This window comes from Rhizobacter terrae (assembly GCF_003852895.1).
GTDB lineage: Bacteria > Pseudomonadota > Gammaproteobacteria > Burkholderiales > Burkholderiaceae_C > Albitalea > Albitalea terrae.
Map to the genome: position 1 here is coordinate 259,187 of NZ_QUSW01000003.1, position 24,930 is coordinate 284,116.

The following is a 24,930-nucleotide window of genomic DNA, read 5'->3' on the forward strand; positions in this document are numbered from 1 at the left end:
GCGCACTCAGAACATGTCGCTTGAATGACACCCAATCCGCGCCAATCCTTGCTCCTGGACGAGGTGCGTGCTCGCGGCTCGGTGTCCGTGGAGGCTTTGTCGGACCAGTTCGGCGTGACCCTTCAAACGGTTCGTCGCGATGTCAAATTGCTTTCGGATGCAGGCCTTTTGGCGCGTTTCCACGGCGGCGTGCGCCTGCCCAGCTCGACCATCGAGAACATCGCCTACAGGCAGCGGCAGCAGCTCAACGAGAGCGGCAAGCAGCGCATCGCGAGGCAGGTGGCGAAGGCCGTGCCTCACGGCTGCTCGCTCATCATCAACATCGGCACGACCACCGAGGCGATCGCGCGCGAGCTGCTGCACCACAAGGGCTTGCGCGTCATCACGAACAACCTGAACGTGGCGGCCATCCTGTCGGACAACCCCGAGTGCGAGGTCATCGTCGCCGGCGGCGTGGTGCGCTCGCGCGACCGCGGCATCGTGGGCGAAGTCACGGTGGACTTCATCAAGCAGTTCAAGGTGGACATCGGCCTCATCGGCATCTCGGGCATCGAGTCCGACGGCACGCTGCGCGACTTCGACTACCGCGAGGTGAACGTGGCGCGAGCCATCATCGAGCACTCGCGCGAGGTGTGGCTGGCGGCCGACCACAGCAAGTTCAACCGGCCCGCGATGGTGGAGCTCGCGCAGCTCAGCCAGATCGACCGGCTGTTCACGGACGCGCACCCCACCTCGCCCTTCCCCAGCCTGCTGCATGACGCAGGCGTGCAACTGACCATCAGCGATTCCTGATCGAGGCGCTCCAGCCATGGCCGACAAGCAATACCTCCTCGCCCTGGACCAGGGTACTTCCAGCTCGCGCAGCATCGTGTTCGACCGGCAGGGGCAGATCGTGGCCATGAGCCAGCGCGAATTCCGGCAGATCTATCCGCAGCCGGGCTGGGTGGAGCACGACCCGAAGGAGATCTGGGACACGCAGCTGGCCACCGCGAAGGATGCGCTGGCCAAGGCTGGCCTCACTGCGCAGCAGATCGCATCCATCGGCATCACCAACCAGCGCGAGACGACGGTGGTGTGGAACCGCCGCACGGGCGAGCCCATCCACAACGCCATCGTGTGGCAGGACCGGCGCGCGGAGCCGACCTGCGCATCGTTGCGCGAGCAAGGGCTGGAGGCGTTGTTCCGCGAGAAGACCGGGCTCATCATCGACGCGTACTTCTCCGGCACCAAGCTCAAGTGGATCTTCGACCACGTGAAAGGTGCGCGCGAGGCCGCAGCACGGGGCGAACTGGCCTTCGGCACCGTCGACTCGTGGCTGATGTGGCACCTGACCGGCGGACAGGTGCATGCCACCGACGTGAGCAATGCATCGCGCACGCTGCTGCTGAACGTGCGCAGCAACACCTGGGACGAGGAGCTCCTGAAGATCCTCGACATCCCGCGCGAGGTGCTGCCGGCGGTGTATCCGTCCAGCCACGTCTATGGACAGTCGCGCGCTGAGTTGCTGGGCGCATCGGTGCCCATCGGCGGCGTGGCGGGCGACCAGCAGAGCGCATTGTTCGGCCAGGCCTGCTTCCAGGCCGGGCTCGCGAAGAACACCTACGGCACCGGCTGCTTCATGCTGATGCACACCGGCGCGCAGTTCCAGACATCGACCAACGGGCTCATCACCACGAGCGCTGCGCAGCCCACTGCCCAACCCGAGTTCGCGCTCGAGGGCAGCGTGTTCATTGGCGGCGCGGTGGTGCAATGGCTGCGCGATGGGCTGCGCGCCATCAAGGGCAGCGGCGAGGTGCAGAACCTGGCCGAGACCGTGCCCGACAGCGGCGGCGTGATGTTCGTGCCGGCCTTCACCGGCCTGGGGGCGCCGTACTGGAATGCCGATGCCCGCGGCGCCATCGTCGGCCTCACGCGCGGCAGCACGGTGGCGCACATCGCGCGGGCGGCGCTGGAGAGCATCGCCTTCCAGAGCGCCGCCTTGCTCAGCGCCATGAGCCGCGATGCCGTCGCGGCAGGCGGCTCGCCCGTGAGCGAGCTGCGCGTGGATGGCGGTGCTTGCGTGAACAACCTGCTGATGCAGTTCCAGGCCGATCTGCTGGGCATTCCGGTGGTCCGGCCGCAGGTGATCGAGACCACGGCGCTCGGCGCCGCCTACCTCGCGGGCCTGAGCAGCGGCGTGTACGCCAACCTCGGCGAGCTGGCCGCGCAATGGAAGGTGGAGCGACGCTTCCATCCCACCATGCCGCGCGACCGGGCACACGAACTGATGCAGCGCTGGGAACACGCCGTGCGGCAGACCGTCGCTGCCTGACGCCTTTCCCGCAGGACGGCGCGCCGATGCCGCGCGCCGGACAAAGTGCATGCCGGCCCTTTTCATTTTGGTGCCTGTAGATATATCGTACGATACATCCAACGATACCTTGAAAGGTTCATCATGCACGACTTCCTGCGACGCTGCGGCTTCGACCTGCCGCACCACCACCATCGGCACGGCCACCGCCATGACCATCACTTCGGGCGCCACGGCCGGCACGGCCACGGGTTTGGCTTCGGACGGCACGGGGGCTTCGGCGGCGATGCCTCCATGGCCGGTTTCGGCGCCGGCCGCAAGATCAGCTCGGGCGACCTGCAGTTGCTCATCCTTGCCTTGCTGGCCGAGAAGCCGCGCCACGGCTATGAGCTGATCAAGGAACTCGACGAGCGCTCCAAGGGCTTTTACGTGCCCAGCCCCGGCATGGTCTACCCGGCGCTGAGCTACCTGGAGGAGACCGGCCTGGCCAGCGTGGACGCCGAGGGCACGAAGAAGCTCTATTCGGTGACGGTGGCAGGCCTGAGCCACCTGGACGAACACCGCGCCGCCGTCGACGCCATGCTGCAGCAACTCGCCTGGATCGGCGCGCGCATGGAGCGTGTGCGCGACGCGTTCGGCAGCGAGGACGAAGCCGGTTTCGACCCACGCGGGCGCGGGCGGCGCGGATTCATCGACGAACTGCATGACGCGATCCATGCCGTGCGCTCTGCCATCCGGGAAGTGGGCGACGAAGCCGACCAGCGGCGCGTGGCCGAGATTCTTCGCCGGGCCATCGAGGAGATCCGCCGAGGCCGCAAGGAAGGCGCCTAGCGCGGTTTCCAAGCCGCTGAGCAAAACAGCCCCGGATCGTCCCTCCGGGGCTTTTGTTTTTCGGGCCTGCCGCTTGCTAAAGATGAGCAAGCGTCTCTCCTCGGCTGACAGCCACCTGAAAGTTTGGAGCCGGCCCATGCATGGAACCATGCCAGATCTGCATGACCCCCCGAAACCCGGTGGTTACGGCCAAATTACACTGAGAAGACAATCGATTCACGAGGTGGGACGGGCCCGATGAAGGCACGGAACACCGGTAACTGGCGGTAATCCAATCGATGGCCGTCAGCCCGAAGCGGCATTGGGAAAGTCTTGAAGGGGCGCCCGACAGCAGGCGCCGCGACAGCGACAAGGCTTTCCCAATCCCGCTTTTTTGACTTTGATGATTGGAATCGCCATGAACCGTCCCGTGCTGGAAGGGTTGCGCCTGAACACGCCTGCCTACGTTCGCCATGCCCGACTCGTCGAGTGGGTCGCGCAGGTCGCGGCGCTCACCGAGGCCCGCGAGGTCTACTGGTGCGACGGCTCCACCGAGGAATACAACCGCCTGTGCGCCCAGCTCGTGGCAGCCGGCACCTTCAAGAAGCTCAACCCCGAGCTGCGCCCCAACAGCTACCTGGCCTGCTCCAGCCCGAGCGATGTGGCGCGCGTGGAAGACCGCACCTTCATCTGCTCCGAGAAGAAGGAAGACGCTGGCCCCACCAACAACTGGATGGCGCCCGCCGACATGCGCGAGCTGCTGCAGACCGGTGACAAGGCCCTCTTCAGGGGCGCCATGCGCGGCCGCACCCTGTACGTCGTGCCGTTCAGCATGGGCCCGCTGGGCTCGCCCATCGCCCACATCGGCGTGGAGCTGTCCGACAGCCCGTACGTGGCCGTCAACATGAAGATCATGACCCGCATGGGCAAGGGCGTGCTGGACGTGCTGGGCGCCGACGGCGAGTTCGTCCCCTGCGTGCACACGGTGGGCGCGCCGCTGGAGCCGGGCCAGAAGGATGTCTCCTGGCCCTGCAACAGCACCAAGTACATCGTCCACTACCCCGAGACCCGCGAGATCTGGAGCTATGGCTCGGGTTACGGCGGCAACGCGCTGCTGGGCAAGAAGTGCTTCGCGCTGCGCATTGCCAGTACCATGGGCCGCGACCTGGGCTGGCTGGCCGAGCACATGCTGGTGCTGGGCGTGACCAGCCCCGAAGGGCGCAAGCACCACGTCGCCGCCGCCTTCCCCAGCGCTTGCGGCAAGACCAACTTCGCGATGCTGATTCCGCCGGCCGGCTTCCAAGGCTGGAAAGTCACGACCATCGGCGACGACATCGCCTGGATCAAGCCGGGTGCCGATGGCCGCCTGTACGCCATCAACCCCGAGGCCGGCTACTTCGGCGTGGCCCCGGGCACGAACGAGAAGACCAATTTCAACTGCATGGCCAGCCTCAAGCGCGACGTGATCTTCACGAACGTGGCCATGACCGACGATGGCGATGTGTGGTGGGAAGGCATGACCGACACGCCGCCTGCGCACCTGATCGACTGGCAAGGCAAGGACTGGACGCCAGCCCTCGCGAAGGAAACCGGTGCCAAGGCCGCCCACCCGAACGCCCGCTTCACCGTGGCCGCCACCAACAATCCGGCGCTGGATCCCGAGTGGGACAACCCGGCCGGTGTGGCCATCGATGCCTTCATCTTCGGCGGCCGCCGCTCCACCACCGTGCCGCTGGTGACGGAAGCCCGCAACTGGGTCGAAGGCGTCTACATGGCCGCGACCATGGGCTCGGAGACCACCGCCGCCGCTGCCGGCCAGCAAGGCGTGGTGCGCCGCGACCCGTTCGCGATGCTGCCTTTCATCGGCTACAACATGGCCGACTACTTCCAGCACTGGCTGAACCTGGGCAAGAAGCTGGAAGCCAAGGGCTCCCGCCTGCCGCGCATCTACTGCGTGAACTGGTTCCGCAAGGGCGACGACGGCAAGTTCGTCTGGCCCGGCTACGGCGAGAACATGCGCGTGCTGAAGTGGATGCTCGACCGCGTCGAAGGTCGCGGCGAGGGTGTGGAGAACGTCTTCGGCGTGACGCCCCAGTACGAGAACATCACCTGGACGGGCCTGAACTTCACGTCGGCCCAGTTCGACCAGGTGACCAGCATCGACAAGGCGGCATGGAAGGCGGAGCTGGACCTGCACGGCGAGCTGTTCCAGCAGCTGTCCTACCACCTGCCGGCCGAGCTGATCGAGACCAAGGCCAAGATCGAGGCGCGCCTGAACGCCTGATCAAAAAGGCCAGCGCAAAAACGACAAAGCCCGCTTCGTGCGGGCTTTTTCTTGGGCTGGGCGGCCACTCTGTATCCTGGATCAAGTCAATGAACGTGAGTACACGCTCATTGCCAGATCTTCAGGATCACAGGCCATTCTCTTGCTCGTGACGGTCAGCGGCGGCGCGCAGGTCAGCGGCGAAGCTGGGTTGCGAGCTGTACTGGCTGGCAAGTGCACGAAGGCGGGCGGCAGCTTCTGCCGGGCTTTCGTTGCGGGGCCGCATCCATGCCGCGACCGCGGCGACGACGCCGGCGATCGCCGTGCCGAACGGCTGGGCGAGGCGCGGGGCGCTGGTGCGCAGGGTGCTTTGCAGGGTGACGGTGGTGCTCATGGCTTTCTTTCCTTGAAGTACGGGTTAACCCGTAGCACGAACTATAGGGTAAACCCCGAGATCATGCAAATGACGGATTTGGCACTTCCCATGCATTTGCCGCATATCGCCCGCCGGCGGCCGGCGAACCCCTTCCAGCCGGATCCTCCCGGGTTGACGGCGCCGGAGTCTTCACGCATGCTGGCGAAAGTGGTCTAGACCACTTTGCAGAACACTCGCTTCGCCCCTTCCAGCACAAGGCAGTCCATGCACTCCAACGACATCTCCCAGATCGCCAGCACCGCCACCCAAGCCGCACGCAGCGCGCCAGGACGCGTGGTCAAGGCGCCGCATGGCAGCACGCTGCACTGCAAGTCGTGGCTGACCGAAGCGGCCTTCCGCATGATCCAGAACAACCTCGACCCCGGCGTGGCCGAGCGGCCGGAGGAACTGGTCGTGTACGGCGGCATCGGGCGCGCCGCGCGCGACTGGGCGTCGTTCGATCGCATCCTCGAATGCCTGCGCGAGCTCAATGACGACGAATCGCTGCTGATCCAGTCGGGCAAGCCGGTGGGCGTATTCAAGACACATCCCGATGCGCCACGCGTGCTGCTGGCCAACTCCAACCTCGTGCCGAAGTGGGCGAACTGGGAGCACTTCAACGAGCTCGACCGCCGCGGCCTCTTCATGTACGGCCAGATGACTGCCGGCTCGTGGATCTACATCGGCACTCAGGGCATCGTGCAGGGCACCTACGAGACCTTCGCCGAGGCCGGCCGCCAGCATTTCGGCGGCGACCTCGCCGGCCGCTGGGTGCTCACCGCGGGACTGGGTGGCATGGGCGGTGCGCAGCCGCTGGCCGCGACCTTTGCAGGTGCGGTGTCGCTGAACATCGAGTGCCAGCAGTCGAGCATCGACTTCCGCCTGCGCACCCGCTATCTCGACAAGCAGGCCAAGGACCTCGACGACGCGCTCGCGCTCATCGCGCACCACACGAGCCGCAAGGAAGCCGTCTCCATCGGCCTGCTCGGCAACGCGGCCGAGGTATTGCCCGAACTCGTCAAGCGCGCCAAGGCGGGTGGACTCAAGCCGGACATCGTCACCGACCAGACCTCGGCGCACGACCTCATCAACGGCTACCTGCCCATCGGCTGGACCGTGCAGCAATGGCGCGATGCGCAGAAGGATCCGTCGCAGCACGACAGCCTGAAGGAGGCAGCCGCCAAGTCCTGCGCCATCCACGTGCAGGCCATGCTCGACTTCCATTCGATGGGCGTGCCCACCGTCGACTACGGCAACAACATCCGCCAGGTCGCCTTCGACCAGGGCGTGAAGAACGCCTTCGACTTCCCCGGCTTCGTGCCGGCCTACATCCGCCCGCTGTTCTGCGAAGGCAAGGGGCCGTTCCGCTGGGTCGCGCTGTCGGGTGACCCGGAAGACATCCGCAAGACGGACGCGAAGATCAAGGAACTCTTCCCCGACAACCACCACGTGCACCGCTGGCTGGACATGGCCGGCCAGCGCATCGCCTTCCAGGGCCTGCCGGCGCGCATCTGCTGGCTGGGTCTGGGCGAGCGGCACCTCGCGGGCCTGGCATTCAACGAGATGGTCAAGAGCGGCGAGCTGAAGGCACCGATCGTGATCGGCCGCGACCACCTGGACACCGGCTCGGTGGCCAGCCCCAACCGCGAGACCGAAGGCATGAAGGACGGCACGGACGCCGTCTCCGACTGGCCGCTCCTGAACGCGCTGCTCAACTGCGCGGGCGGCGCGACCTGGGTGTCGCTGCACCACGGCGGTGGCGTGGGCATGGGCTACTCGCAGCACTCGGGCATGGTCATCGTGGCTGACGGCACCGATGCCGCCGCGAAGCGCCTGGCGCGCGTGCTGGTCAACGACAGCGGCTCGGGCGTGATGCGCCACGCGGACGCCGGCTACGAGCTCGCGGTGAAGACCGCGAAGGCGCAGGGCCTGAACCTGCCGATGATCGGCCGCTGACGCGCGTGGCGCCGGAGATCATCACGCTCGAGCGCATCGAGCCTCGCCCCTGGAAGAACGGCGCGGGCCGCACGCGCGAGCTGGCCGTGCACCCGCGTGATGCCGGCATGGACGACTTCGAGTGGCGCATGAGCCTGGCCGAAGTGGCTGCGGATGCGCCCTTCTCTGCCTTTCCCGATGTGGACCGCTGCATCGTGCTGCTGCGCGGCGCCGGCATGCACCTGCGTTCCGAGGACGGACGGCTCGACCAGCGGCTGGGCGAGCCGCTGGAACCCTTCCATTTTTCCGGCGATGCCGCCTTGCATGCAACGCTGATCGACGGCCCGAGCAGCGACTTCAATGTGATGACGCGGCGCGGCCGCTGGCGAGCCGACGTGACGCCGCTGTCCGACACGCACGACGCCTCTGCCTGCGCCGCCGCGCTGCTGCTTTGCCGCAGCGGCGAGGCCACCATCAGCATGCCGGGCGATGCACCCCGCAACCTGCAATCCGGCCAGGCCGCGCTCTGGCGGCACGATGCGCCCGCACTGCACATTGCCCCTTCCTTCGCCGCCACATTGCTGCTCGTGCAATTGAGGCCGCTGTGCCAGGATGCGATGCCATGAGCACTGCCCGCATTGACACGCAGCACGCCCTCATCGCGCCGCATGCGCTGCTGGAACACGGCTGGGCGAGCGACGTGCTGCTGGTGTGGAATCCCGCCGGCACGCTGGTGGGGGTGACCCCTGGTGCGGCCGGCATCAACGGCGTGCGGCGCGCACCCGGCCCCGTGCTGCCGGGCATGCCCAACCTGCACTCGCACGCCTTCCAGCGCGCTTTTGCCGGTCTCACCGAGTACCAGGCCAACCCGAGCGACAGCTTCTGGAGCTGGCGCGACCGCATGTACCGATTCGCCGCAGCGCTCACGCCAGAACTGCTGGAGGACATCGCGACCCACCTCTACGTGGAGATGCTGCGCGCGGGCTACACCTCGGTGTGCGAGTTCCACTACGTGCACCACGATGCGCAGGGCAAGCCATACTTCGAGCCGGCGGAAATGGCCTTGCGCATCAGCGCTGCGGCCCGGCGTGCAGGCATCGGCCTGACCTTGCTCCCCGTGCTCTACCAGACGAGCGGATTCGGCGGCAAGCCGCCGCTGGACGGCCAGCGCCGATTCATCAACGACGTGGACGCGCTGCTGCGCATCGTGGAGCGCCTGCACGACAGCGACGCCAGCGTGGGCATCGCGCCGCACTCGCTGCGGGCCGTGCCGCCCGATGCGCTGGCCCATGCCGTCGACGGCCTGCATGCAATGGATGCCAAGGCGCCGGTCCACATCCACATCGCCGAGCAGCAGAAGGAGGTCGATGACTGTCTCGCCTGGAGCGGACAGCGGCCCGTGCAGTGGCTCTTGGACCACGCCGAGGTGGACGACCGCTGGTGCCTCGTGCACGCCACGCACGTGGACGAAACGGAATTGAAAGCCATGGCGGCGAGCCGCGCCGTCGCCGGGCTGTGTCCGAGCACCGAAGCCAACCTGGGCGACGGCGTGTTTCCTGCCGCGGCATTTGCTCATGCCAACGGCATCTGGGGCATCGGCTCGGACAGCCATGCCTGCGTCGATGTCGCCGAGGAGCTGCGGCTGCTCGAATACTCGCAACGCCTCGCGCTTCAGCGGCGCAACGTGATGGCCTCCTCCTCGATGCCGGACGTCGCGCAGCACCTGTGGATGAACGCCGTGAAGGGCGGCGCGCAGGCCAGCGCGCGGCCCATCGCCGGGCTGGCCGCCGGGCAGCGGGCCGACTTCGTGGTGCTCGACGCCGGAGGCACCATGCACGGCCTCTCACCGGCGCAGATGCTGGCGAGCCATGTCTTCGCGCGGCATGCGCAGACCCACGTGCGGGAGGTGTGGGTGAGTGGGCGCCGTCGGGTGGCAGACGGCCTGCACCAGATCGGCGACACGGCACGATCGGCCTTCGTGGCCGCACGATCAAAGCTGCTCGCGGAGGCTTGATGCTGGACCTGCTGATCCGCAACGTGCGCATCGTCGATGCCGTCGGCGATGACTGCATCGCCTCGGCGCCGAGCTTCCTCGGCGTGCATGACGGGCGCATCGCCTGCATCGGCCTCATGCAAGACCTCGACGCGACGATCCACGCTGCCGCGAAGGACCGCGACGGCGACGGCAGCCTGCTCACGCCGGGCTTCATCGATTGCCACACCCACCTCGTCTACGCCGGCGACCGCGCCCGCGAGTTCGACCTGCGTCTTCGCGGCGCCAGCTACGAAGAGATCGCACGAGCCGGCGGCGGCATCCGCTCCACCGTCAAGCTCACACGCGAGGCGGACGAGCGTGCCCTCTTTCTCGCCTCGGCCCGTCGTCTCAAGGAGCTGATGCGCCACGGCGTCACCACCGTGGAGATCAAGTCCGGCTACGGCCTGTCGCTGGACCATGAACTGAAGTGCCTGCGCGTGGCGCGCCTGCTGGGTGAACGCTTTCCCATCGAGGTGCGCACCACACTGCTGGCCGCGCACGCCGTGCCGCCGGAGTTCGACGGGCAGGCCGACGCCTACATCGACGAGGTCGTACAGCGCATCATTCCCGAGGCGAAGCGGCAGGGCCTGGCCGATGCCATCGATGCCTTCTGCGAGACCATTGGCTTCTCGCCGCAGCAGACGCGCCGCGTCTTCGATGCCGCCCAGGCCGCCGGCCTGCCGGTGAAGCTGCATGCAGAGCAGCTGTCGAACCAGCATGGCGCCGCATTGGTGGCGGAATATGGCGGCCTCTCCGCCGATCACCTGGAGCATCTCGATGAAGCGGGCATCGCCGCCATGGCGAAGGCCGGCACCGTCGCCGTGATGCTGCCCGGCGCCTTCTACTTCCTTCGCGACACCAAGCTCCCGCCCATCGACCTGCTGCGCCGGCACCGCGTGCCCATGGCCGTCTCCACCGATTGCAACCCCGGCACCAGCCCGTGTACGCACCTGCCGCTGATGATGAACATGGCCTGCACCCTGTTCCGCATGACGCCGGCCGAGGCGCTGCTGGGCGTGACGCGGCATGCGGCGAAGGCGCTGGGCCTGCAGGCCACGCACGGCACCATCGAAGTCGGCAAGTGGGCCGACCTGTGCCTGTGGAACGTCGACCAGCCCGCCGAGCTGGCCTACGCGATCGCCGGCAGCCCGCTAGCGGGCCGCTTCCACCACGGCCTGGAGCATGCGCTGTAGCACCGGCTGCACCCGCGGCGCCAGGTCGTCGCGGTAGGCGAAGGGCGGCGGCTCGTCCATGTAGGTGGCGTGGCACATCTCCATCTGCAGCGCGTGGATGTTGCGCGAGGGTTCGCCGTAGTGCCGGGTGATGTGGCCGCCCTTGAAGCGGCCGTTGCTGACGTGCGAGAACAGGCTTTGCGACTTCAGCACCGCTTCGGCCGCGGCCTGGACCTTCGGCGAGCACGAGCGCCCTTCGGCGGTGCCCAGGTTCAGGTCGGGCAAGCGCCCCTCGAAAAAGCGGGGCAGCACACTGGAGATGGAATGCGCATCCCACAGCACGGCCACGCCGTGCGCGGCCCGAAGGCGGTCGAGCTCGGCGCGCAAGGCATCGTGGTAAGGCTGCCAGCAGTCACGGCGGCGCTGCTCGATCTCCTGCGCATCGGGCAGCTCGCCATCGCGGTACAGCGGCTCCTTGCGGAAGGTGTCGATGGGCACGAGGCCGGTCGTGTCCTGCCCGGGGTAGAGGTTGGTGTCTTCCGGTGGGCGGTTCAGGTCGATGACGTAGCGCGAATACCGGGGCACCAGGGTGCTCGCGCCCATCTCCCGCACGAAGTCATAGAGCCGCGGGAGGTGCCAGTCGGTATCCGCACGCAGCAAGGCGGCGTCCGTCATGCGCCGCGCGATACTCGCCGGAATCTCGGTGCCCGCATGCGGGAAGGACACCAGCAAGGGGATGGTGCCGGGGGTGAGCACACAGGCGTCGGAAGCCATGATGGAAAGTGGTCTAGACAGCTTTGAAACGCAATGCGAAAGTGTAGAGGCCCGGCACAGGCTTTGCATGCTGCGCTGCCACAAACCATGTTGAACTGTCAGGAGTCGAGATGAAGGCTTTGCACCGTTGGACATTGGCGGCCGCCGCGGCCGCTTTCGCCGCCGCCGCCCCGGCCCAGGAAACACCCGTCGCCATCGCCATCTCCGGCTGGACGGGCTTCGCCCCGCTCACGCTGGCCAAGGAAGCGGGCCTGTTCAAGAAGAACGGGCTGGACGTCTCCATCAAGAAGATTCCCCAGAAGGACCGCCACCTGGCCATTGCCTCGGGCGACGTGCAGTGCGCGGCCACCACGGTGGAGACCTGGGTCGTGTGGAACGCCAACGGCGTGGCCACCACGCAGATCTTCCAGCTCGACAAGAGCTTCGGTGCCGACGGCATGGTGGTGCGCAACGGCATCGCGAAGATCGGCGACCTGAAAGGCAAGACGGTGGCGGCCTCCGCGCCCGGCACGGCGCCCTACTTCACGCTGGCGTGGATGCTCAAGAAGAACGGCCTGTCGGTCAAGGACGTGAAGGTGGTGACGCTGGAGCCCCAGGCCGCGGCCAACGCCTTCGTCGCCAACGCGGGCGACCTGGACGCGGCCATGACCTACGAGCCCTACCTGTCCACGGTGCGCGCCAAGCCGGAGGCCGGCAAGATCATCGCCACCACCCTGGACTACCCGATGGTGATGGACACCTTCGGCTGCACACCCAAGTTCCTGAAGGACAACCCCAAGGCCGCGAAGGCGCTGGCGGACAGCTACTTCGAGGCGGTGGACATGATCAAGCACGATCCGAAGAAGTCCTTCGAGATCATGGGCGCCGACGTGAAGCAGACCGGCGAGGCCTTCGAGAAGTCGCAGGCCTACCTGCGCTGGCAGGACAAGACATCCAACCAGAAGTTCTTCGCCGCCGAGCATGCGCAGTTCTCCAAGGAGGCGGCCGACCTGCTGCTGGAGATGGGCGTCATCAAGCAGCTGCCTGACATGAAGGCCCTGGCCGACACGCACTTCATCCAGTGAAGCCGCTGCGGCCCGTCGCGTCAGGCCCGCGGCTTGCGCTGGGCTTGCTGTTCTTCGTCGTGTTCTTCGCGCTGTGGGCGGCGGCGACGCTGGGCGGCTTCGTCTCCAAGACCTTCCTCGCCGACCCCATCACCATGGTGCGGGCCGGCTGGAACCTGCTGGCCGAGCAGGGCTTCGCCAAAGACATCGGCATGACGGTGTGGCGCGTGCTCGGCGGCTTCGTGCTCGCCGCCATCGTGGCCGTGCCGCTGGGCGTGGCCATGGGCGCGTACAAGGGCATCGAGGCCTTCTTCGAGCCCTTCGTGTCCTTCGCGCGCTACCTGCCGGCCTCGGCCTTCATTCCGCTGCTCATCCTGTGGGCAGGGATCGGCGAGGCGCAGAAGCTGTCGGTCATCTTCATCGGTTCGTTCTTCCAGCTCGTGCTGATGATTGCAGTGAGCGTGGGACAGACGCGGCGCGACCTGGTGGAGGCGGCCTACACGCTGGGCGCGAGCGACTGGGGCATCGTGAAGCGGGTCCTGATCCCGTCGTCGGCGCCGCAGGTGGCGGAGACCTTGCGGCTGGTGCTGGGCTGGGCGTGGACCTACGTGATCGTGGCGGAGCTGATCGGCGCGTCCAACGGCATCGGCCACATGATCACCGACAGCCAGGCGTTGCTGGCGACGGACCAGATCATCTTCGGGATCATCACCATCGGGCTGATCGGGCTGGTGTCCGACCTGGCGTTCAAGCGGCTGAACCGCGCTCTCTTTGGCTGGGCATCGCTGTGAGCCAACTGTCGATCCGTGGCGTGGGCCGAACCTTCGAAGGCGTGCACGGTGCGGCGCCGACCCTCGCGCTGCAGCCCACTTCGCTGGACGTGGCGACCAACGACTTCATCACCATCCTCGGGCCGTCGGGATGCGGCAAGTCCACCCTGCTGCGCATCGTGGCAGGCCTGGACACACCGACGACAGGCGAGGTGCTGCTGGACGGCCAGCGCGTGACCGGACCCGGCGCCGACCGCGGCATGGTGTTCCAGAGCTACACGCTGTTCCCGTGGCTCACGGTGCGGCAGAACATCTGCTTCGGTTTGCGTGAGAAAGGCATGCCGGCGAACGAGCAGGCCGACATCGCGTCACGGTTCATCGAGGAGGTGGGGTTGCGCGGGTTCGAGAATCACTTCCCGAAGCAGTTGTCGGGCGGCATGCAGCAACGCGTGGCGCTCGCCCGTGCCCTGGCCAACGACCCGAAGATCCTGCTGCTCGACGAGCCCTTCGGTGCACTCGACAACCAGACCCGCGCGCTGATGCAGGAACTGCTGCTGTCGATCTGGGAGCTGCACAAGAAGACGGTGCTCTTCGTGACGCACGACATCGACGAGGCAATCTTCATGGCCAATCGCTGCGTGGTGTTCAGCGCAAGGCCGGGGCGGATCAAGAACGAGCTGGCGATTGATCTGCCGTATCCACGGCACTACACGGTGAAGACGACGGCAAGGTTCATGGAGCTGAAGGCGCTGGTGACGGAGGATATTCGGGTGGAGAGTTTGAAGAGCGTTGGATAGCGTGCAGACAGATCACCCTGGGCTATCGTGCCGGTTGACTCACAAGGAATCACCATGAAGCTGTACGGCTGCGCCAACGAGGGGGTCGAAGTCCCTCAAGCCAAGCCGAAGGCATTGGCCGAGATCACACTGTGCGCATCGCCGCAGGAGCTGCGCCGGATGGCGGCATTTCTGCAGCATTGCGCGGCAGAAATGGACCGCATGGGTGAGTCCTATGACCACATCCACCTTGGCGATCACATGAAGGAGTTCGATCAGACCTCGCCTCACCTCGTGGTCTTTCGAAACGTTTGATTGGAGACTGCCGTCTTGGCCACCGCGAAAGGAACACTCCTCACACCCGACGATGTGGTCGTCAAGGAAGGCACATTCTTGTATGACGGGACAGTCCTGTGCCACCTACACGTCGTTCACAGCCGGCTTTGGCGCGGCAGCGGTGACTACGAGGACCCGCCCGAGATTTGCAACGATCGGGACTGTGATGCGTACTACGTGTGGTACAGCTCGACCACCGACACGGAGAATTTCAACTCGGGCAGCGGACCCTATGCCAACTTGGATGAGGCCGTCGCAGGCGCCCAGGCAGCACCCGGCATCGGCCCTACAGTTCGTTGGAAGAACGGCAACGAGGACCACGCCAACATCTGCTTGGTTCATCAAGGCACCGACCGTCACATCACAGTCGTCCGATCAAACGACTTCGCGACCTCGAAGCCTGTGAAGCTTGAAGGACGCAAGTATGTGTTGTTCATCGCAAGCCATCGTGCCGCGAGGTTTTCCACTCCAGAGCTCGCCCGTCGCTGGATCGATGCAGGCGCGGTCTATGTCTGCGCATGGGGTCCGGCATCAGAGCAAGTGGAAGAGGACTTCGACTACGCGTCTTTCTTGCCAGACTTGGGAACTCCACTGCCCTTCACATTGATGACGACGTCGCATCCCGATGAGAGCTTGTTCGAATCGTTGTGGTTCGCGCTTTACAGCGCGCAACCGGTGAGCAACCTCGATGCGGAGCTGGACGACGTGGTGATCCTGGTCGATTCATCGGAGCTGGAGCACGCGTGCCTGAGCTGGGTGCGATCAAACACCGAATGAGCGGCGGTGCACTCACGCCGCCACCTGCATCTGCCTCCGATACGCCCCCGGCGCCACCCCCGCCACGCGCTTGAACGCCTTGTTGAACGCAGCCTCCGACTCGTACCCCACGCTGCCTGCCACCTCCACCATCGCCTTGTCCGTGCGACGCAGCAGGTGGCTCGCGCGGAACATGCGCCAGCGGGTCAGGTAGTCCAGCGGCGATTGCCCGATCTTCTCCTTGAAGCGCATGGCGAAGGCCGAGCGCGACATGCCGGCGGCTTCGGCCAGTGACTCGACAGTCCACGCAGCCGAGAGGTCCTTGTGCAGCAGACGCAGGGCCGCACCGAGGCGGCGATCTGCCAGTGCCGCGAACCAGCCGCTGCCCGATTCCGCATCCACCGATTCCACATGCGCCCGCACCGCCTGCATGAAGATGATGTCCGCCAGCCGGCTCACCACCAGGCCTGAGCCCAGTCCCCGCTGAGAGGTCTCCATCGCCAGCACCTGAAGCGTCGATTGCAGGAGTTGCGTCCGCTCATGGTCCATGCGGATGTGGATGAGCGGCGGCAGCAAGTCCAGCAAGGGCCGCGCGCCTTCCTGATCGAAGTTGAACCAACCGCTCACGACGACCGTTTGAGGCCCATCGCCCGGCCCGCCCACCTTCACCACGCCGCCCACGTTGCCCTTGATCGCATCCACGCAATTCACCGTGGGCGACTTGGGCGCGTCGCGCAGGGTGTAGGGCCGGCCATGCGGGATGACGAAGCAATCGCCGGCCACCAGCGCCACCGGCGCCTGGGTCATGGACTCGTCATCCAGCGTCAACCAGCAGCCGCCGCGCAGTATCAGGCCGAAGCGGGCGGTGCCGTCGACGCCACGCGTCTTCAGGCCCCAAGGCGCGGTGGCCTCCAGCCGGGCGTAAAGCGCGTTTTCCACGCGCATGGCCTCGAAGACATCAACAAGGGGGTCCACGGCAGCTCAAGAATTGGACGATGGGACAAGAACTCTAGCGCTTGAAGCATTGTTCGTCCATGTCTGCGTCCCTAGCATGCATCTCATGCCGTCGCGGCCGTGATCGTGGCGGCGTCGTACCGGCGGTTCGCCCGCATTCCCCCGACCCCTGTGACCAAGGAGCCATCATGACCCCCATCGACGCACAAGCCCTCGCCGACCGCTACGCCGCGGTCTGGAATGACAGCAACCCGAAGACACGGCGCGACACCATCGAGACGCTGTGGTCGCCGGACGGCGAGCACTACGTCGGTGTGCGGGAGGTCCGCGGCCACGAGCAACTGCAAGAACGCGTGACCGGCGCCTACGAGAAGAACGTGCGCGACGCGAAGCACCTCTTCCGCGCGGTGAAGAACGCGCAGCACGTGCACGGCGTCGTGACCTTCAACTGGGAAATGATCGAACCGGCCAACGGCGAAGTGCTCGCCACCGGGCTGGAGTTCCTGCAGCTTGATGCGCAAGGCCGCATCAAGGTGGATCACCAGTTCATCGTCGGCTGAACGGCGCTCCAGACGAAAAAAAGGGCGGACCCATCAGGCCCGCCCAACGCAGTTCCGGAGAACCAACCATCCGGAAGGGTTCCTGCAGCCTGGCACAGCCAGCCCGCAGGGAGATGGATCAGAACGAGTGGCGAATGCCGGCGACCAGCTCGGTGATCTTGCGGTCGCTCGCGTTGGTCAGGCCGGCCGGCAGGCTGGAGTTCCAGCGGTCGGCGTAGCCCGTGCCTTCGTTCTTGAAGTAGGTCAGCGAGCTGTACAGGTTCGTGCGCTTGGACAGGTCGTACTGGTAGCCCGCGCCGATGGCCTGGGTCTTGCCGTCGCCGCCGTTCTTGACCTTGTTCACGAGGTACTGCGCCTTGAACAGGTTCAGGCCCACGCGGTAGTCGCCGCCGATCCAGTAGCCCTGGCCGTCGGCATTGGCCGCGCTCTTGTCGTTCACGGAGATCACGCCGCCGGTGACGCGCCAGTCGCCGAAGGTGTAGGCCGCGGCGCCGGAGACGGTCGTGACGTTCAGGTTGGTGGCCGCGACGCGGTCATCGATGTACGAGACCATCGCGTCGACCGGGCCGGCGGTGTAGCGGGCGTAGACGTCGGCAATGCGGGTCTTGGTCGTGGAACCGGCGACTTCGCCCAGGCCCCACATCGCCCCGCCCTTGAAGCCATTGAAGTTCGCGGACTCGAACTTCACGGAGTTGTTGACACGGGCCGGGCCGCCATTGCCGGTGGCCGCGATGCCGGCGCCGCGCACCGGCTCATAGCCGCCGAAGCCGCCGATCACGGCCGTGCTCGCGCCGGTCGGGCCGTTGGTGAATTCAGAGAAGTCACTGGAGAGGTAGTAGATGCTGCCGTACTGGCGTCCCAGGCTCACGGTGCCGTAGGTCGAACCCAGGCCCACGAGCGATTGGCGGCCCCAGAAGGCGCCTTGGCCGTTGGTGCCGTCGTCGAGGTTGATGCCGCTTTCGATCTGGAAGAAGGCGCGCAGTCCGCCGCCGAGATCTTCATTGCCCTTGAAGCCCAGGCGCGAGCCGGACAGGCCGCCGGACTGGACACGGGTCAGGGTGGAGGCGCCGTTGGCGTACTGGCCGTAGGCGTCGACGACGCCGTAGATGGTGACGGTCTGCGCTTGCGCGCCGGCAGCCGCGGCCGCCAGGGCAATCGCGGTGAAGGCGATGTGCTTGATGTTCATGGTTCGTTTTCTTTTGGACGAAGTGATGCCGATGGCCCGCGCAAAGGCGGTCCGGCATCGTTCCTCAGAGGGTGTTCAAGACAGCCGGTGACCCGGCTGGGCCCCGGGGCCAGGACCGACGCGACTCGGTCACGAGGCCACGGGACTGAGCCCGCTCAGCGGCTCAGTGGGCGCGGGCAGCGCGCAGGGCGGCCAGCGTTTCGGCACGGACGTCAGCGCGGGTGCGCACGCCGGGCTGGTCACGGAACTCGGTGGCATCGCCCAGGCGGACGACTTGCACCGGGCCGGGTTCGGCGGTGGCGTAGACACGGCCTTGCGACGGCGCCTTGTCGACGAAGACGGTGGCTTCGCCGTACTGGACGACGTTGGTGGCCTTCAGGGCCTCGGCCTTGACTTCAGCACGGGTCTTCGTGCCCGGCACGGGGGTGTCCTGGGTGGCTTCCACCGCGAATGCGCTGGTCATGGCGACGGCGCTGGCAAGGGCGATGGCGACAGTGGCGAGGGTGGGATACAGCTTCGAGCTCATGTTGATTCCTTCGATGTGGTTGACGTTCCCGGGCATGGCGGTGCTTCTGAGTTGTCACCGTCTGTCCAGCCTCGGTGAGTCGTGCAGTTGCACTCGGCTCATCGATTAGGGTTAACTCTATGTGTATCGAAGGGATCAATAAATGGCTATTCGCTCAACTAGTCATTTCAAAATCAGCAATGAACTTCGCCCTTGAAAACTCACATCGGCTGCGTGTCGGCCCACGTGATGGGCGGTTTTCGCACAGACTTGTCGTCCGGCGTGGGTTCGAGCACCGGTTCCGGGAAGGGTTCACGCGGCGCCATCTTGGGCGCCAGCGGCGAGCGGCGGGCCAGTTCTGCGGTCGTGAGACGGCGGCGGTACTCGGCCACGATGCGCTGCAGTTCCTCGACCTGCTTGCGCGCCTGCATCTGAAGCTTCAGCGTGGACTGGTAGGTGCCGTCGAGCTGCGAGAGCCGGCGGTCGGCATCGCGGATGCGCCGCATGTAGAACCAGCGGCACAACCCCCAGGTCGCCAACATGGCCACGGGAAGCGCCGCCGCCATCATCCAGAGCTCGATGTTCATGTTGTTCTTTCAGCGGCAGGTCCAGAACGCCGCGCGGCAACATTCAGCCACACAACGATGACTTTGTGGCAGCCATTGGGTCGCTGCTCGCACCCCATGTGACAGATGCATCGCCTTGGGGCCATCCCGTGTGAAGTCTTGCCGCGCCGCGTCCCACCACGGCGACATCATCCCTGTCCGGCTGCTGACAGAACGCTGTCAGCAGCCCCCTCGCACCATGCGCTCCTCACACCCACCCACAGGAGATCGACATGGCCAAGCACGACAAGAACCACGCCCTCAACTGGTTCGAGATTCCCGTTCGCGACATGGACCGCGCCCAGGCTTTCTACGAGAAGCTGCTAGGCCACGCCATGCGCCGCGAGCAGATGGGCCCCATGAGCCTGGCTGTCTTCAACTACGACGAGACGGCCGTCGGGGGCTGCCTGCTGGCCGGCGAAAACCAGCCGCAGCCCTCGACCGACGGCGCGCTCGTGTACCTCAACGCCAAGCCCTCGCTGGACGTGGTGCTCGAGCGCGTCGAGGCGCTGGGCGGACGCATCACCACCCCCAAGGTGCAACTGCCCGGCGACATGGGCGTGTTCGCGCACATCACCGACACCGAGGGAAATCGCGTCGGCCTGCACGCACTGTCGTAGGATGCCCAGCCACCCATTCAACGGAGGCTTCGCGATGCAGTTCGGCTACACCATCGTCTACGTCAGCGACGTGGCGGCGTCCCTCGAATTCTTCGAGCGGGCATTCGGACTGGCGCGGCGCTTCCTGCATGAATCGGGCGGTTACGGAGAGCTCGAGACCGGCGCCACCGCGCTGGCCTTCGCGCAGCACGAGGTGGCGCGCAGCAACCTGGGCCGCGACTACGTGGCCGCGGGTGCCAGCGGCAGCCCGCTGGGCATGGAAGTCGGCCTCACCACCGGCGATGTGCCTGCGGCCTACGAACGCGCCGTGAAGGCCGGCGCCGAAGGCCTGTCCTCCCCGGTGCAAAAGCCCTGGGGCCAGACCGTGGCCTACGTGCGCTGCCCCGATGGCACGCTGGTCGAGCTGTGCACCCCGATGTGACCGAGGCAGGAGGCGAACCATGAACTACCAAGGCTCCTGCCACTGCGGCCGCACCCGCTTCGAGGTGCACGGCGAGATCGGTCCCGTCATCGACTGCAACTGCAGCCACTGCAGCCGCAAGGGCGTGCTGTGGTGGTTCGTGCCGCGGCAGGCGATGACGCTCAAGACCGACGAGGCCGAACTCTCCACCTACTTCTTCAACAAGCACGTCATCCAGCACAAGTTCTGCCCCACCTGCGGCTGCCAGCCTTTCGGGCTCGGCACCGACCCGGCAGGCAACCCGACGGCCGCGATCAACGCGCGCTGCCTGGAAGGCGTGGAGATCAACAAGCTCAAACGCATGGCCTACGGCGGCCGCAGCAAGTAGCTTCCATCCGCCTTGCCACCCACCACCATGCGACGCGCCGAACGCCTGTTCCAGATCGTGCAGCTCATCCGCGGCAGGCGACTGTCCACCGCGGATTTCCTCGCGCAGCGGCTGGAGGTGTCGGTGCGCACGGTGTACCGCGACGTGGCCGACCTGCAGGCGCAGGGCGTGCCCATCGAAGGCGAGGCAGGGGTCGGCTACCGCATGCGGCCGGAGTTCGACCTCCCACCGCTCATGTTCACCAAGGATGAAGCCCGCGCCCTCGTGGCCGCCGTGCGCATCGCGCAGCCGCGGCTGGACATGGCGCTTGCCCGCCAGGCCGACGAGGCCTTGTCCAAGATCCTCGCCGTGCTGCCGCTGGACGCACGCGCCGCCGCGGAGAGCCTGGCGGTGTACGCGCCGCCCGTGCGCCAGGACGACGGCACGCGCGCCCGGCTGGAGGTGCTGCGCATCGCCGCCGAATCGCGCCAGAAGGTGCACCTGCGCTACCTCGACCTGAAGGACCAGATGAGCGAGCGCCTGGTGCGCCCTCTCGGCTGCTTCTACTGGAGCGACGTGTGGACGCTGGCCGCCTGGTGCGAGGTGCGCGAGGACTTCCGCAGCTTCCGGGTGGACCGCATCCGCGAGGTGGGCGTGCAGGACGTGCGCTTCCGCGACGAGCCGGGCAAGACGCTGGCCGACCTGTTCCGCGTCGTCGAGGCCAGGCGCGAGAACTTCGTCTCCTCCCGCGTCTGAGAGGCCCCGCCCGCGACCTCGTTCACACGGCATCCCGGCCCGCTCAGGCTACGATCCGGCATCGCCACGCAGCAGTGGCATGGCCAGGCGCCGCGGACGCGCAGCAGCGCGACGACGGGCCGCAGGGAGTCGGGATGATCGTCGGTATTGACCTGGGCACCACCAACAGCCTGGTGGCCGCCTGGAAGGACGGCGCAGCAACGCTGATCAAGAACGGGTTGGGCGAGGTGCTCACCCCTTCGTGCGTGAGCCTGGACAAGGACGGCACGGTGCTGGTGGGCAAGGCCGCACGCGAGCGGCTGCAGACGCACCCGGACCTGAGCGCCGCGGTGTTCAAGCGCTACATGGGCAGCAACAAGACGCTGCGCCTGGGCAAGCGCGAGTTCCGTGCGGAAGAGCTGTCGTCGCTCGTCCTGCGCTCGCTGAAGGCCGATGCCGAGGCAGCGCTCGGCGAGACGGTGACCGAGGCCATCATCACCGTGCCCGCCTACTTCTCCGACGCGCAGCGCAAGGCCACGCGCCTGGCCGGCGAGATGGCCGGCCTCAAGGTCGACCGCCTGCTCAACGAACCCACGGCGGCGGCCCTGGCCTACGGCATGCACAACCTGGGCAGCGAGAGCCGCTTCCTGGTGTTCGACCTGGGCGGCGGCACCTTCGACGTGTCCATCCTCGAACTGTTCGAGGGCGTGATGGAGGTGCGTGCGTCCGCCGGCGACAACTTCCTGGGCGGCGAGGACTTCGTCACCGCGCTCGTCGAACTCTTCTTCCAGCGCAACAACCTGCCGGAGAAGCTGCGCCACGACAAGGCATTCATGCAGCGCCTGGCGGCGCAGGCGGAGCTGGCCAAGCGCACGCTCAGCGGCAAGTCCAAGGCCACGATGAGCCTGTTCAACGGCGACCAGGAATTGACGCTGGAGGTCGACGAGCCCGCGCTGGAACAGGCCTGCGCCCCGCTGCTCAAGCGCCTGCGCGCGCCGGTGGAGCGCGCGCTGCGCGACGCCAACCTGCGCAGCAGCCAGCTCGACAACATCGTGCTGGCCGGTGGCGCCACGCGCATGCCCATCGTGCGCAAGCTGGTCACCATGATGTTCGGCCGCTTCCCGGCGGTGGACATCAACCCCGATGAAGTCGTCGCCATGGGCGCGGCAGTGCAGGCCGGCCTGAAGGCCAAGGACGCCGCGCTCAAGGAAGTGGTGATGACCGACGTCGCGCCCTACTCGCTGGGCGTGGAGGTGTCGCGCCGCATGCAGAGCCAGGCGGTGTCCAGCGGCCACTTCGACCCGGTCATCGAGCGCAACAGCACGGTGCCCATCAGCCGCGTGAAGTCCTACTTTCCGATGGACGAGCGGCAGTCCCAGGTGGACCTGAACGTCTACCAGGGCGAAGCCCGGCTGGTGAAGGACAACATCCACCTGGGCAAGCTGGTGGTGCCGCTGCCGCGCGTGGCCGACGACGAACGGCAGGTGGACGTGCGCTTCACCTACGACGTGAACGGCCTGCTGCAGGTGGAGGCCACGGTGGTGAAGACCCAGGTCACTCACACCCTGGTGATCGAAGGCAACCCCGGCACGCTGACGGACGCGCAGATCAAGGACAGCCTGCAGGCCTTGTCCACGCTGAAGATCCATCCGCGGGACATGATCGAGAACCGCACCGCGCTCGCCCGCGCCGAGCGCCTGTACGAACAGTTCCGCGGCGACATGCGCGAGTGGCTGGGCAAGCAGATCGGCCACTTCGAAGAGGCGCTGGCCACGCAGGACGTTCGGGTGGTGAACCCGCAGCGCAAGCGCTTCGAGGAAATGCTGGATCAGCTGGAGCGCGACAGCTTTCTCGATGGCGGCGGCAGCAACGACGACCAGCGGTGAGCTGCCATGGCAACACCACCGTTCCTTGAACACCTGGGCCTGACCGAGGCGGTCAGCGACGAGCGCGAGATCAAGCGTGCGTATGCGCGCATGCTCAAGCAGATCGACCAGGAGGCCGATCCCGCGGGCTTCCAGAAGTTGCGCGAGGCGTACGAGACGTCGATCGGGTGGTTCGGCTGGCGGGCGCATCAGCAGGCGATGCAGGCGCAGGAAGAAGCGCAACAGCAGCCCGCTGGCGATGTTGCCGAGCAGGTCACGGCTGCGACCGAACCGCATGACGCCACGGCCAGCCAAACGCCTGTCGAGGCCACACACGCCGGCGACCCGCGAGGTCGGCACATCGACGAGGTACTGCCAGTGCCTGTGCCTGAAGCAGCGCCCTCGCCAACCGCTCCCGAGCCGGAGATTCCGCGGCCCCAGGCCCATGCGACCGCCCTCTTCGACGAACACTTCAGCGAGCCATGCCGCGAGGACGACACGGCCGCCCGCCTGGCGGCCTGCCTGGACGACGACCGGCTCATCGACCTCGAAGCGCGCGCCATCTTCGAATACCGCGTCGCCCATGCGCTGGCCGAGGGCTACACCGAAGGCAAGCATTTCCTGTGGAAGGCCGCGCAAACCACCTTCGGCTGGGACGAGGACCACACCCGCCTGCGGCAGTTCGGCCGCGCGGGGCAGGTGCTGGAGAACGCCCTGAACGAGCAGGATTTCTTCGAGCGGCAGGATGAGCTGCGCATCACCTACCAGGCCCGCATCATGGAACGCCTTCGCAGCGACCAGATGCCGCACGAGACCGAGTTTTCCAATCTGATCCCTCCGCTGGAATGGATGCTGGCCACCTACCCGAACCTGATGTGGATCAGCACCAAGGCGGAGAACGTCCACAAGTGGCGCGAGCACCATCAGAAGCTGCCGTTCCACCTTCAGGCGGCCCAGGCTTCCGGCCAGGATGAAAGTCGCACTCCACCGGCGCCGGCATCACAGGCGCAGGAGTCGTCGTCCAAGGGCAGCTATTGGGTGTTCATGCTGTGCTTCATGGGGCTGATGACCATGTTGCGATTCATGGGCGGCAGCAGCCCGTCCGATCACTCCTACCGGATGGACCCGGACACCCTGCAAACGCAGATGGACGAGATCAAGCGCAAAACGCAGGTCGCCGCGCCGCCGCCTTCGCCGAGTACCTTGACGGCCTCCGACCTGGCCCAGGCCAATGGTCTGTCGGCCGGTCCGCGCGACCGGGCCCGTTGCCGCGAAGGCGCCGAGCTGGCCCAGCGCCTGAAGGTGGGCATCGTCAGGCCCGATCCGCTGGACAGGAACTTCGATGCCTTCATTGTCGAGTGCGTCAAGCGCAAGCTGTGGCCGACCACGGGCGACCCGGCATCGGTCGCCGCACTGGACAACGCGCCGGTGCCGTCCGGCCGGATCCAGGTGATCACACCGGGAGGCGTCTTGCCTCCGTCGTCCGCTCAGGATTTCCCGGCCACGCCCAGCCTGGGCAGCGACATCCCGGGCGTGACTCTGCCGGAGGACACCTCTGGCCCGCTTCTGGGCAACAAGAAGCCCACGTTCCAAGGGCTCTGACGTCTGTGCGATGGGTCACTGACTGCGTAGTACCACCTGCGCGAAGTCCCGCATAACCCCGCCCCCCGAAATCCGCTACCCTGGGTCTTGAAGTCCACCTGCCGCGGCGACCCCGCGCGGGTGGGATTCGCGTTTGCCGGCACTGCACCGCCACCC

General features: G+C 66.6%; 26 protein-coding genes. 20 read left to right on the forward strand and 6 right to left on the reverse strand.

What is annotated here, in order from left to right:
• Positions 1 to 24: 24 nt before the first annotated feature.
• From DZC73_RS12680 to DZC73_RS12695, 4 genes are all read left to right on the forward strand, one after another.
• Entirely contained in the window at positions 25 to 792 is a 768-nt protein-coding gene (locus DZC73_RS12680) for a DeoR/GlpR family DNA-binding transcription regulator (protein ID WP_124540618.1), read from the forward strand.
• 16 nt (positions 793 to 808) lie between these two features.
• Complete coding sequence (gene glpK / locus DZC73_RS12685) at positions 809 to 2,311, forward strand: glycerol kinase GlpK (RefSeq protein WP_124540619.1); 1,503 nt, start codon at positions 809 to 811, stop codon at positions 2,309 to 2,311.
• A 123-nt stretch (positions 2,312 to 2,434) separates the two neighbouring features.
• Positions 2,435 to 3,121 (forward strand): PadR family transcriptional regulator, encoded by a 687-nt coding sequence (locus DZC73_RS12690; RefSeq protein WP_124540620.1) that lies wholly within the window; start codon positions 2,435 to 2,437, stop codon positions 3,119 to 3,121.
• 397 nt (positions 3,122 to 3,518) lie between these two features.
• The gene (locus DZC73_RS12695; protein ID WP_124540621.1) at positions 3,519 to 5,384 is read left to right on the forward strand and encodes a phosphoenolpyruvate carboxykinase (GTP); all 1,866 of its coding nucleotides are present in this window, start codon (positions 3,519 to 3,521) and stop codon (positions 5,382 to 5,384) included.
• A 127-nt stretch (positions 5,385 to 5,511) separates the two neighbouring features.
• Here the strand turns inward: DZC73_RS12695 and DZC73_RS12700 are convergent, their stop codons facing one another.
• Entirely contained in the window at positions 5,512 to 5,757 is a 246-nt protein-coding gene (locus DZC73_RS12700) for a hypothetical protein (protein ID WP_124540622.1), read from the reverse strand.
• A gap of 246 nt (positions 5,758 to 6,003) precedes the next feature.
• Here DZC73_RS12700 and hutU point away from each other — a divergent pair, with 246 nt between their 5' ends.
• The 4 genes from hutU to hutI are packed head-to-tail and all read left to right on the forward strand — an operon-like array spanning position 6,004 to position 10,941.
• Positions 6,004 to 7,734 carry a urocanate hydratase gene (gene hutU / locus DZC73_RS12705; protein ID WP_124540623.1) on the forward strand — a complete coding sequence of 577 codons (1,731 nt, stop codon included), beginning with the start codon at positions 6,004 to 6,006 and terminating at the stop codon, positions 7,732 to 7,734.
• Positions 7,735 to 7,739: 5 nt separating this feature from the next.
• Positions 7,740 to 8,339 carry a HutD/Ves family protein gene (locus tag DZC73_RS12710; RefSeq protein WP_235835110.1) on the forward strand — a complete coding sequence of 200 codons (600 nt, stop codon included), beginning with the start codon at positions 7,740 to 7,742 and terminating at the stop codon, positions 8,337 to 8,339.
• Positions 8,336 to 9,727 carry a formimidoylglutamate deiminase gene (locus DZC73_RS12715; protein ID WP_124540624.1) on the forward strand — a complete coding sequence of 464 codons (1,392 nt, stop codon included), beginning with the start codon at positions 8,336 to 8,338 and terminating at the stop codon, positions 9,725 to 9,727. Before DZC73_RS12710 ends, DZC73_RS12715 begins: the two co-directional genes overlap by 4 nt.
• On the forward strand, positions 9,727 to 10,941 hold the full coding sequence (gene hutI, locus DZC73_RS12720; protein ID WP_124540625.1) for an imidazolonepropionase: 1,215 nt from the start codon (positions 9,727 to 9,729) through the stop codon (positions 10,939 to 10,941). Before DZC73_RS12715 ends, hutI begins: the two co-directional genes overlap by 1 nt.
• Here the strand turns inward: hutI and hutG are convergent.
• Complete coding sequence (gene hutG / locus DZC73_RS12725; RefSeq protein WP_124540626.1) at positions 10,900 to 11,694, reverse strand: N-formylglutamate deformylase; 795 nt, start codon at positions 11,692 to 11,694, stop codon at positions 10,900 to 10,902. The genes hutI and hutG overlap by 42 nt on opposite strands.
• Positions 11,695 to 11,804: 110 nt before the next feature.
• Here hutG and DZC73_RS12730 point away from each other — a divergent pair, with 110 nt between their 5' ends.
• From DZC73_RS12730 to DZC73_RS12750, 5 genes are read left to right on the forward strand one after another with little or no spacing between them, the layout of a single operon-like run.
• A complete protein-coding gene (locus DZC73_RS12730) occupies positions 11,805 to 12,758 on the forward strand; it encodes an ABC transporter substrate-binding protein (protein WP_198414845.1) in 954 nt (317 codons plus the stop codon).
• Complete coding sequence (locus DZC73_RS12735; protein WP_124540627.1) at positions 12,755 to 13,528, forward strand: ABC transporter permease; 774 nt, start codon at positions 12,755 to 12,757, stop codon at positions 13,526 to 13,528. The genes DZC73_RS12730 and DZC73_RS12735 overlap by 4 nt, the downstream gene beginning before the upstream one ends.
• Positions 13,525 to 14,304, forward strand: coding sequence for an ABC transporter ATP-binding protein (locus DZC73_RS12740; RefSeq protein ID WP_124540628.1), 780 nt, complete (start codon positions 13,525 to 13,527; stop codon positions 14,302 to 14,304). Before DZC73_RS12735 ends, DZC73_RS12740 begins: the two co-directional genes overlap by 4 nt.
• Positions 14,305 to 14,358: 54 nt before the next feature.
• A complete protein-coding gene (locus tag DZC73_RS12745; RefSeq protein WP_124540629.1) occupies positions 14,359 to 14,598 on the forward strand; it encodes an Imm32 family immunity protein in 240 nt (79 codons plus the stop codon).
• 15 nt (positions 14,599 to 14,613) lie between these two features.
• The gene (locus DZC73_RS12750) at positions 14,614 to 15,396 is read left to right on the forward strand and encodes a DUF7684 family protein (RefSeq protein WP_124540630.1); all 783 of its coding nucleotides are present in this window, start codon (positions 14,614 to 14,616) and stop codon (positions 15,394 to 15,396) included.
• Between the two features lie 12 nt (positions 15,397 to 15,408).
• Here the strand turns inward: DZC73_RS12750 and DZC73_RS12755 are convergent, their stop codons facing one another.
• On the reverse strand, positions 15,409 to 16,350 hold the full coding sequence (locus DZC73_RS12755) for an AraC family transcriptional regulator (protein WP_124540632.1): 942 nt from the start codon (positions 16,348 to 16,350) through the stop codon (positions 15,409 to 15,411).
• A gap of 167 nt (positions 16,351 to 16,517) precedes the next feature.
• Here DZC73_RS12755 and DZC73_RS12760 point away from each other — a divergent pair, with 167 nt between their 5' ends.
• Positions 16,518 to 16,889: a nuclear transport factor 2 family protein gene (locus DZC73_RS12760; protein ID WP_124540633.1), complete on the forward strand. Its 372-nt coding sequence runs from the start codon at positions 16,518 to 16,520 to the stop codon at positions 16,887 to 16,889.
• Between the two features lie 118 nt (positions 16,890 to 17,007).
• Here the strand turns inward: DZC73_RS12760 and DZC73_RS12765 are convergent, their stop codons facing one another.
• From DZC73_RS12765 to DZC73_RS12775, 3 genes are all read right to left on the reverse strand, one after another.
• Positions 17,008 to 18,075: a porin gene (locus DZC73_RS12765; RefSeq protein WP_124540635.1), complete on the reverse strand. Its 1,068-nt coding sequence runs from the start codon at positions 18,073 to 18,075 to the stop codon at positions 17,008 to 17,010.
• Positions 18,076 to 18,238: 163 nt separating this feature from the next.
• Positions 18,239 to 18,601: a DUF4148 domain-containing protein gene (locus tag DZC73_RS12770; RefSeq protein WP_161974561.1), complete on the reverse strand. Its 363-nt coding sequence runs from the start codon at positions 18,599 to 18,601 to the stop codon at positions 18,239 to 18,241.
• A gap of 200 nt (positions 18,602 to 18,801) precedes the next feature.
• Positions 18,802 to 19,167, reverse strand: coding sequence for a hypothetical protein (locus DZC73_RS12775; protein WP_124540637.1), 366 nt, complete (start codon positions 19,165 to 19,167; stop codon positions 18,802 to 18,804).
• Between the two features lie 251 nt (positions 19,168 to 19,418).
• Between DZC73_RS12775 and DZC73_RS12780 the strand changes: the two genes are divergently transcribed.
• From DZC73_RS12780 to DZC73_RS12805, 6 genes are all read left to right on the forward strand, one after another.
• A complete protein-coding gene (locus DZC73_RS12780) occupies positions 19,419 to 19,805 on the forward strand; it encodes a VOC family protein (RefSeq protein WP_124540638.1) in 387 nt (128 codons plus the stop codon).
• A gap of 34 nt (positions 19,806 to 19,839) precedes the next feature.
• Positions 19,840 to 20,226: a VOC family protein gene (locus DZC73_RS12785; RefSeq protein WP_124541131.1), complete on the forward strand. Its 387-nt coding sequence runs from the start codon at positions 19,840 to 19,842 to the stop codon at positions 20,224 to 20,226.
• Between the two features lie 19 nt (positions 20,227 to 20,245).
• Positions 20,246 to 20,593, forward strand: coding sequence for a GFA family protein (locus tag DZC73_RS12790; protein WP_124540639.1), 348 nt, complete (start codon positions 20,246 to 20,248; stop codon positions 20,591 to 20,593).
• A 27-nt stretch (positions 20,594 to 20,620) separates the two neighbouring features.
• Positions 20,621 to 21,328: a helix-turn-helix transcriptional regulator gene (locus tag DZC73_RS12795; protein ID WP_124540640.1), complete on the forward strand. Its 708-nt coding sequence runs from the start codon at positions 20,621 to 20,623 to the stop codon at positions 21,326 to 21,328.
• Between the two features lie 134 nt (positions 21,329 to 21,462).
• Positions 21,463 to 23,193, forward strand: a complete 1,731-nt coding sequence (locus DZC73_RS12800; RefSeq protein ID WP_124540642.1) for a molecular chaperone HscC — start codon at positions 21,463 to 21,465, stop codon at positions 23,191 to 23,193.
• 6 nt (positions 23,194 to 23,199) lie between these two features.
• Positions 23,200 to 24,774, forward strand: coding sequence for a hypothetical protein (locus DZC73_RS12805; RefSeq protein WP_124540644.1), 1,575 nt, complete (start codon positions 23,200 to 23,202; stop codon positions 24,772 to 24,774).
• Positions 24,775 to 24,930 lie beyond the last annotated feature (156 nt).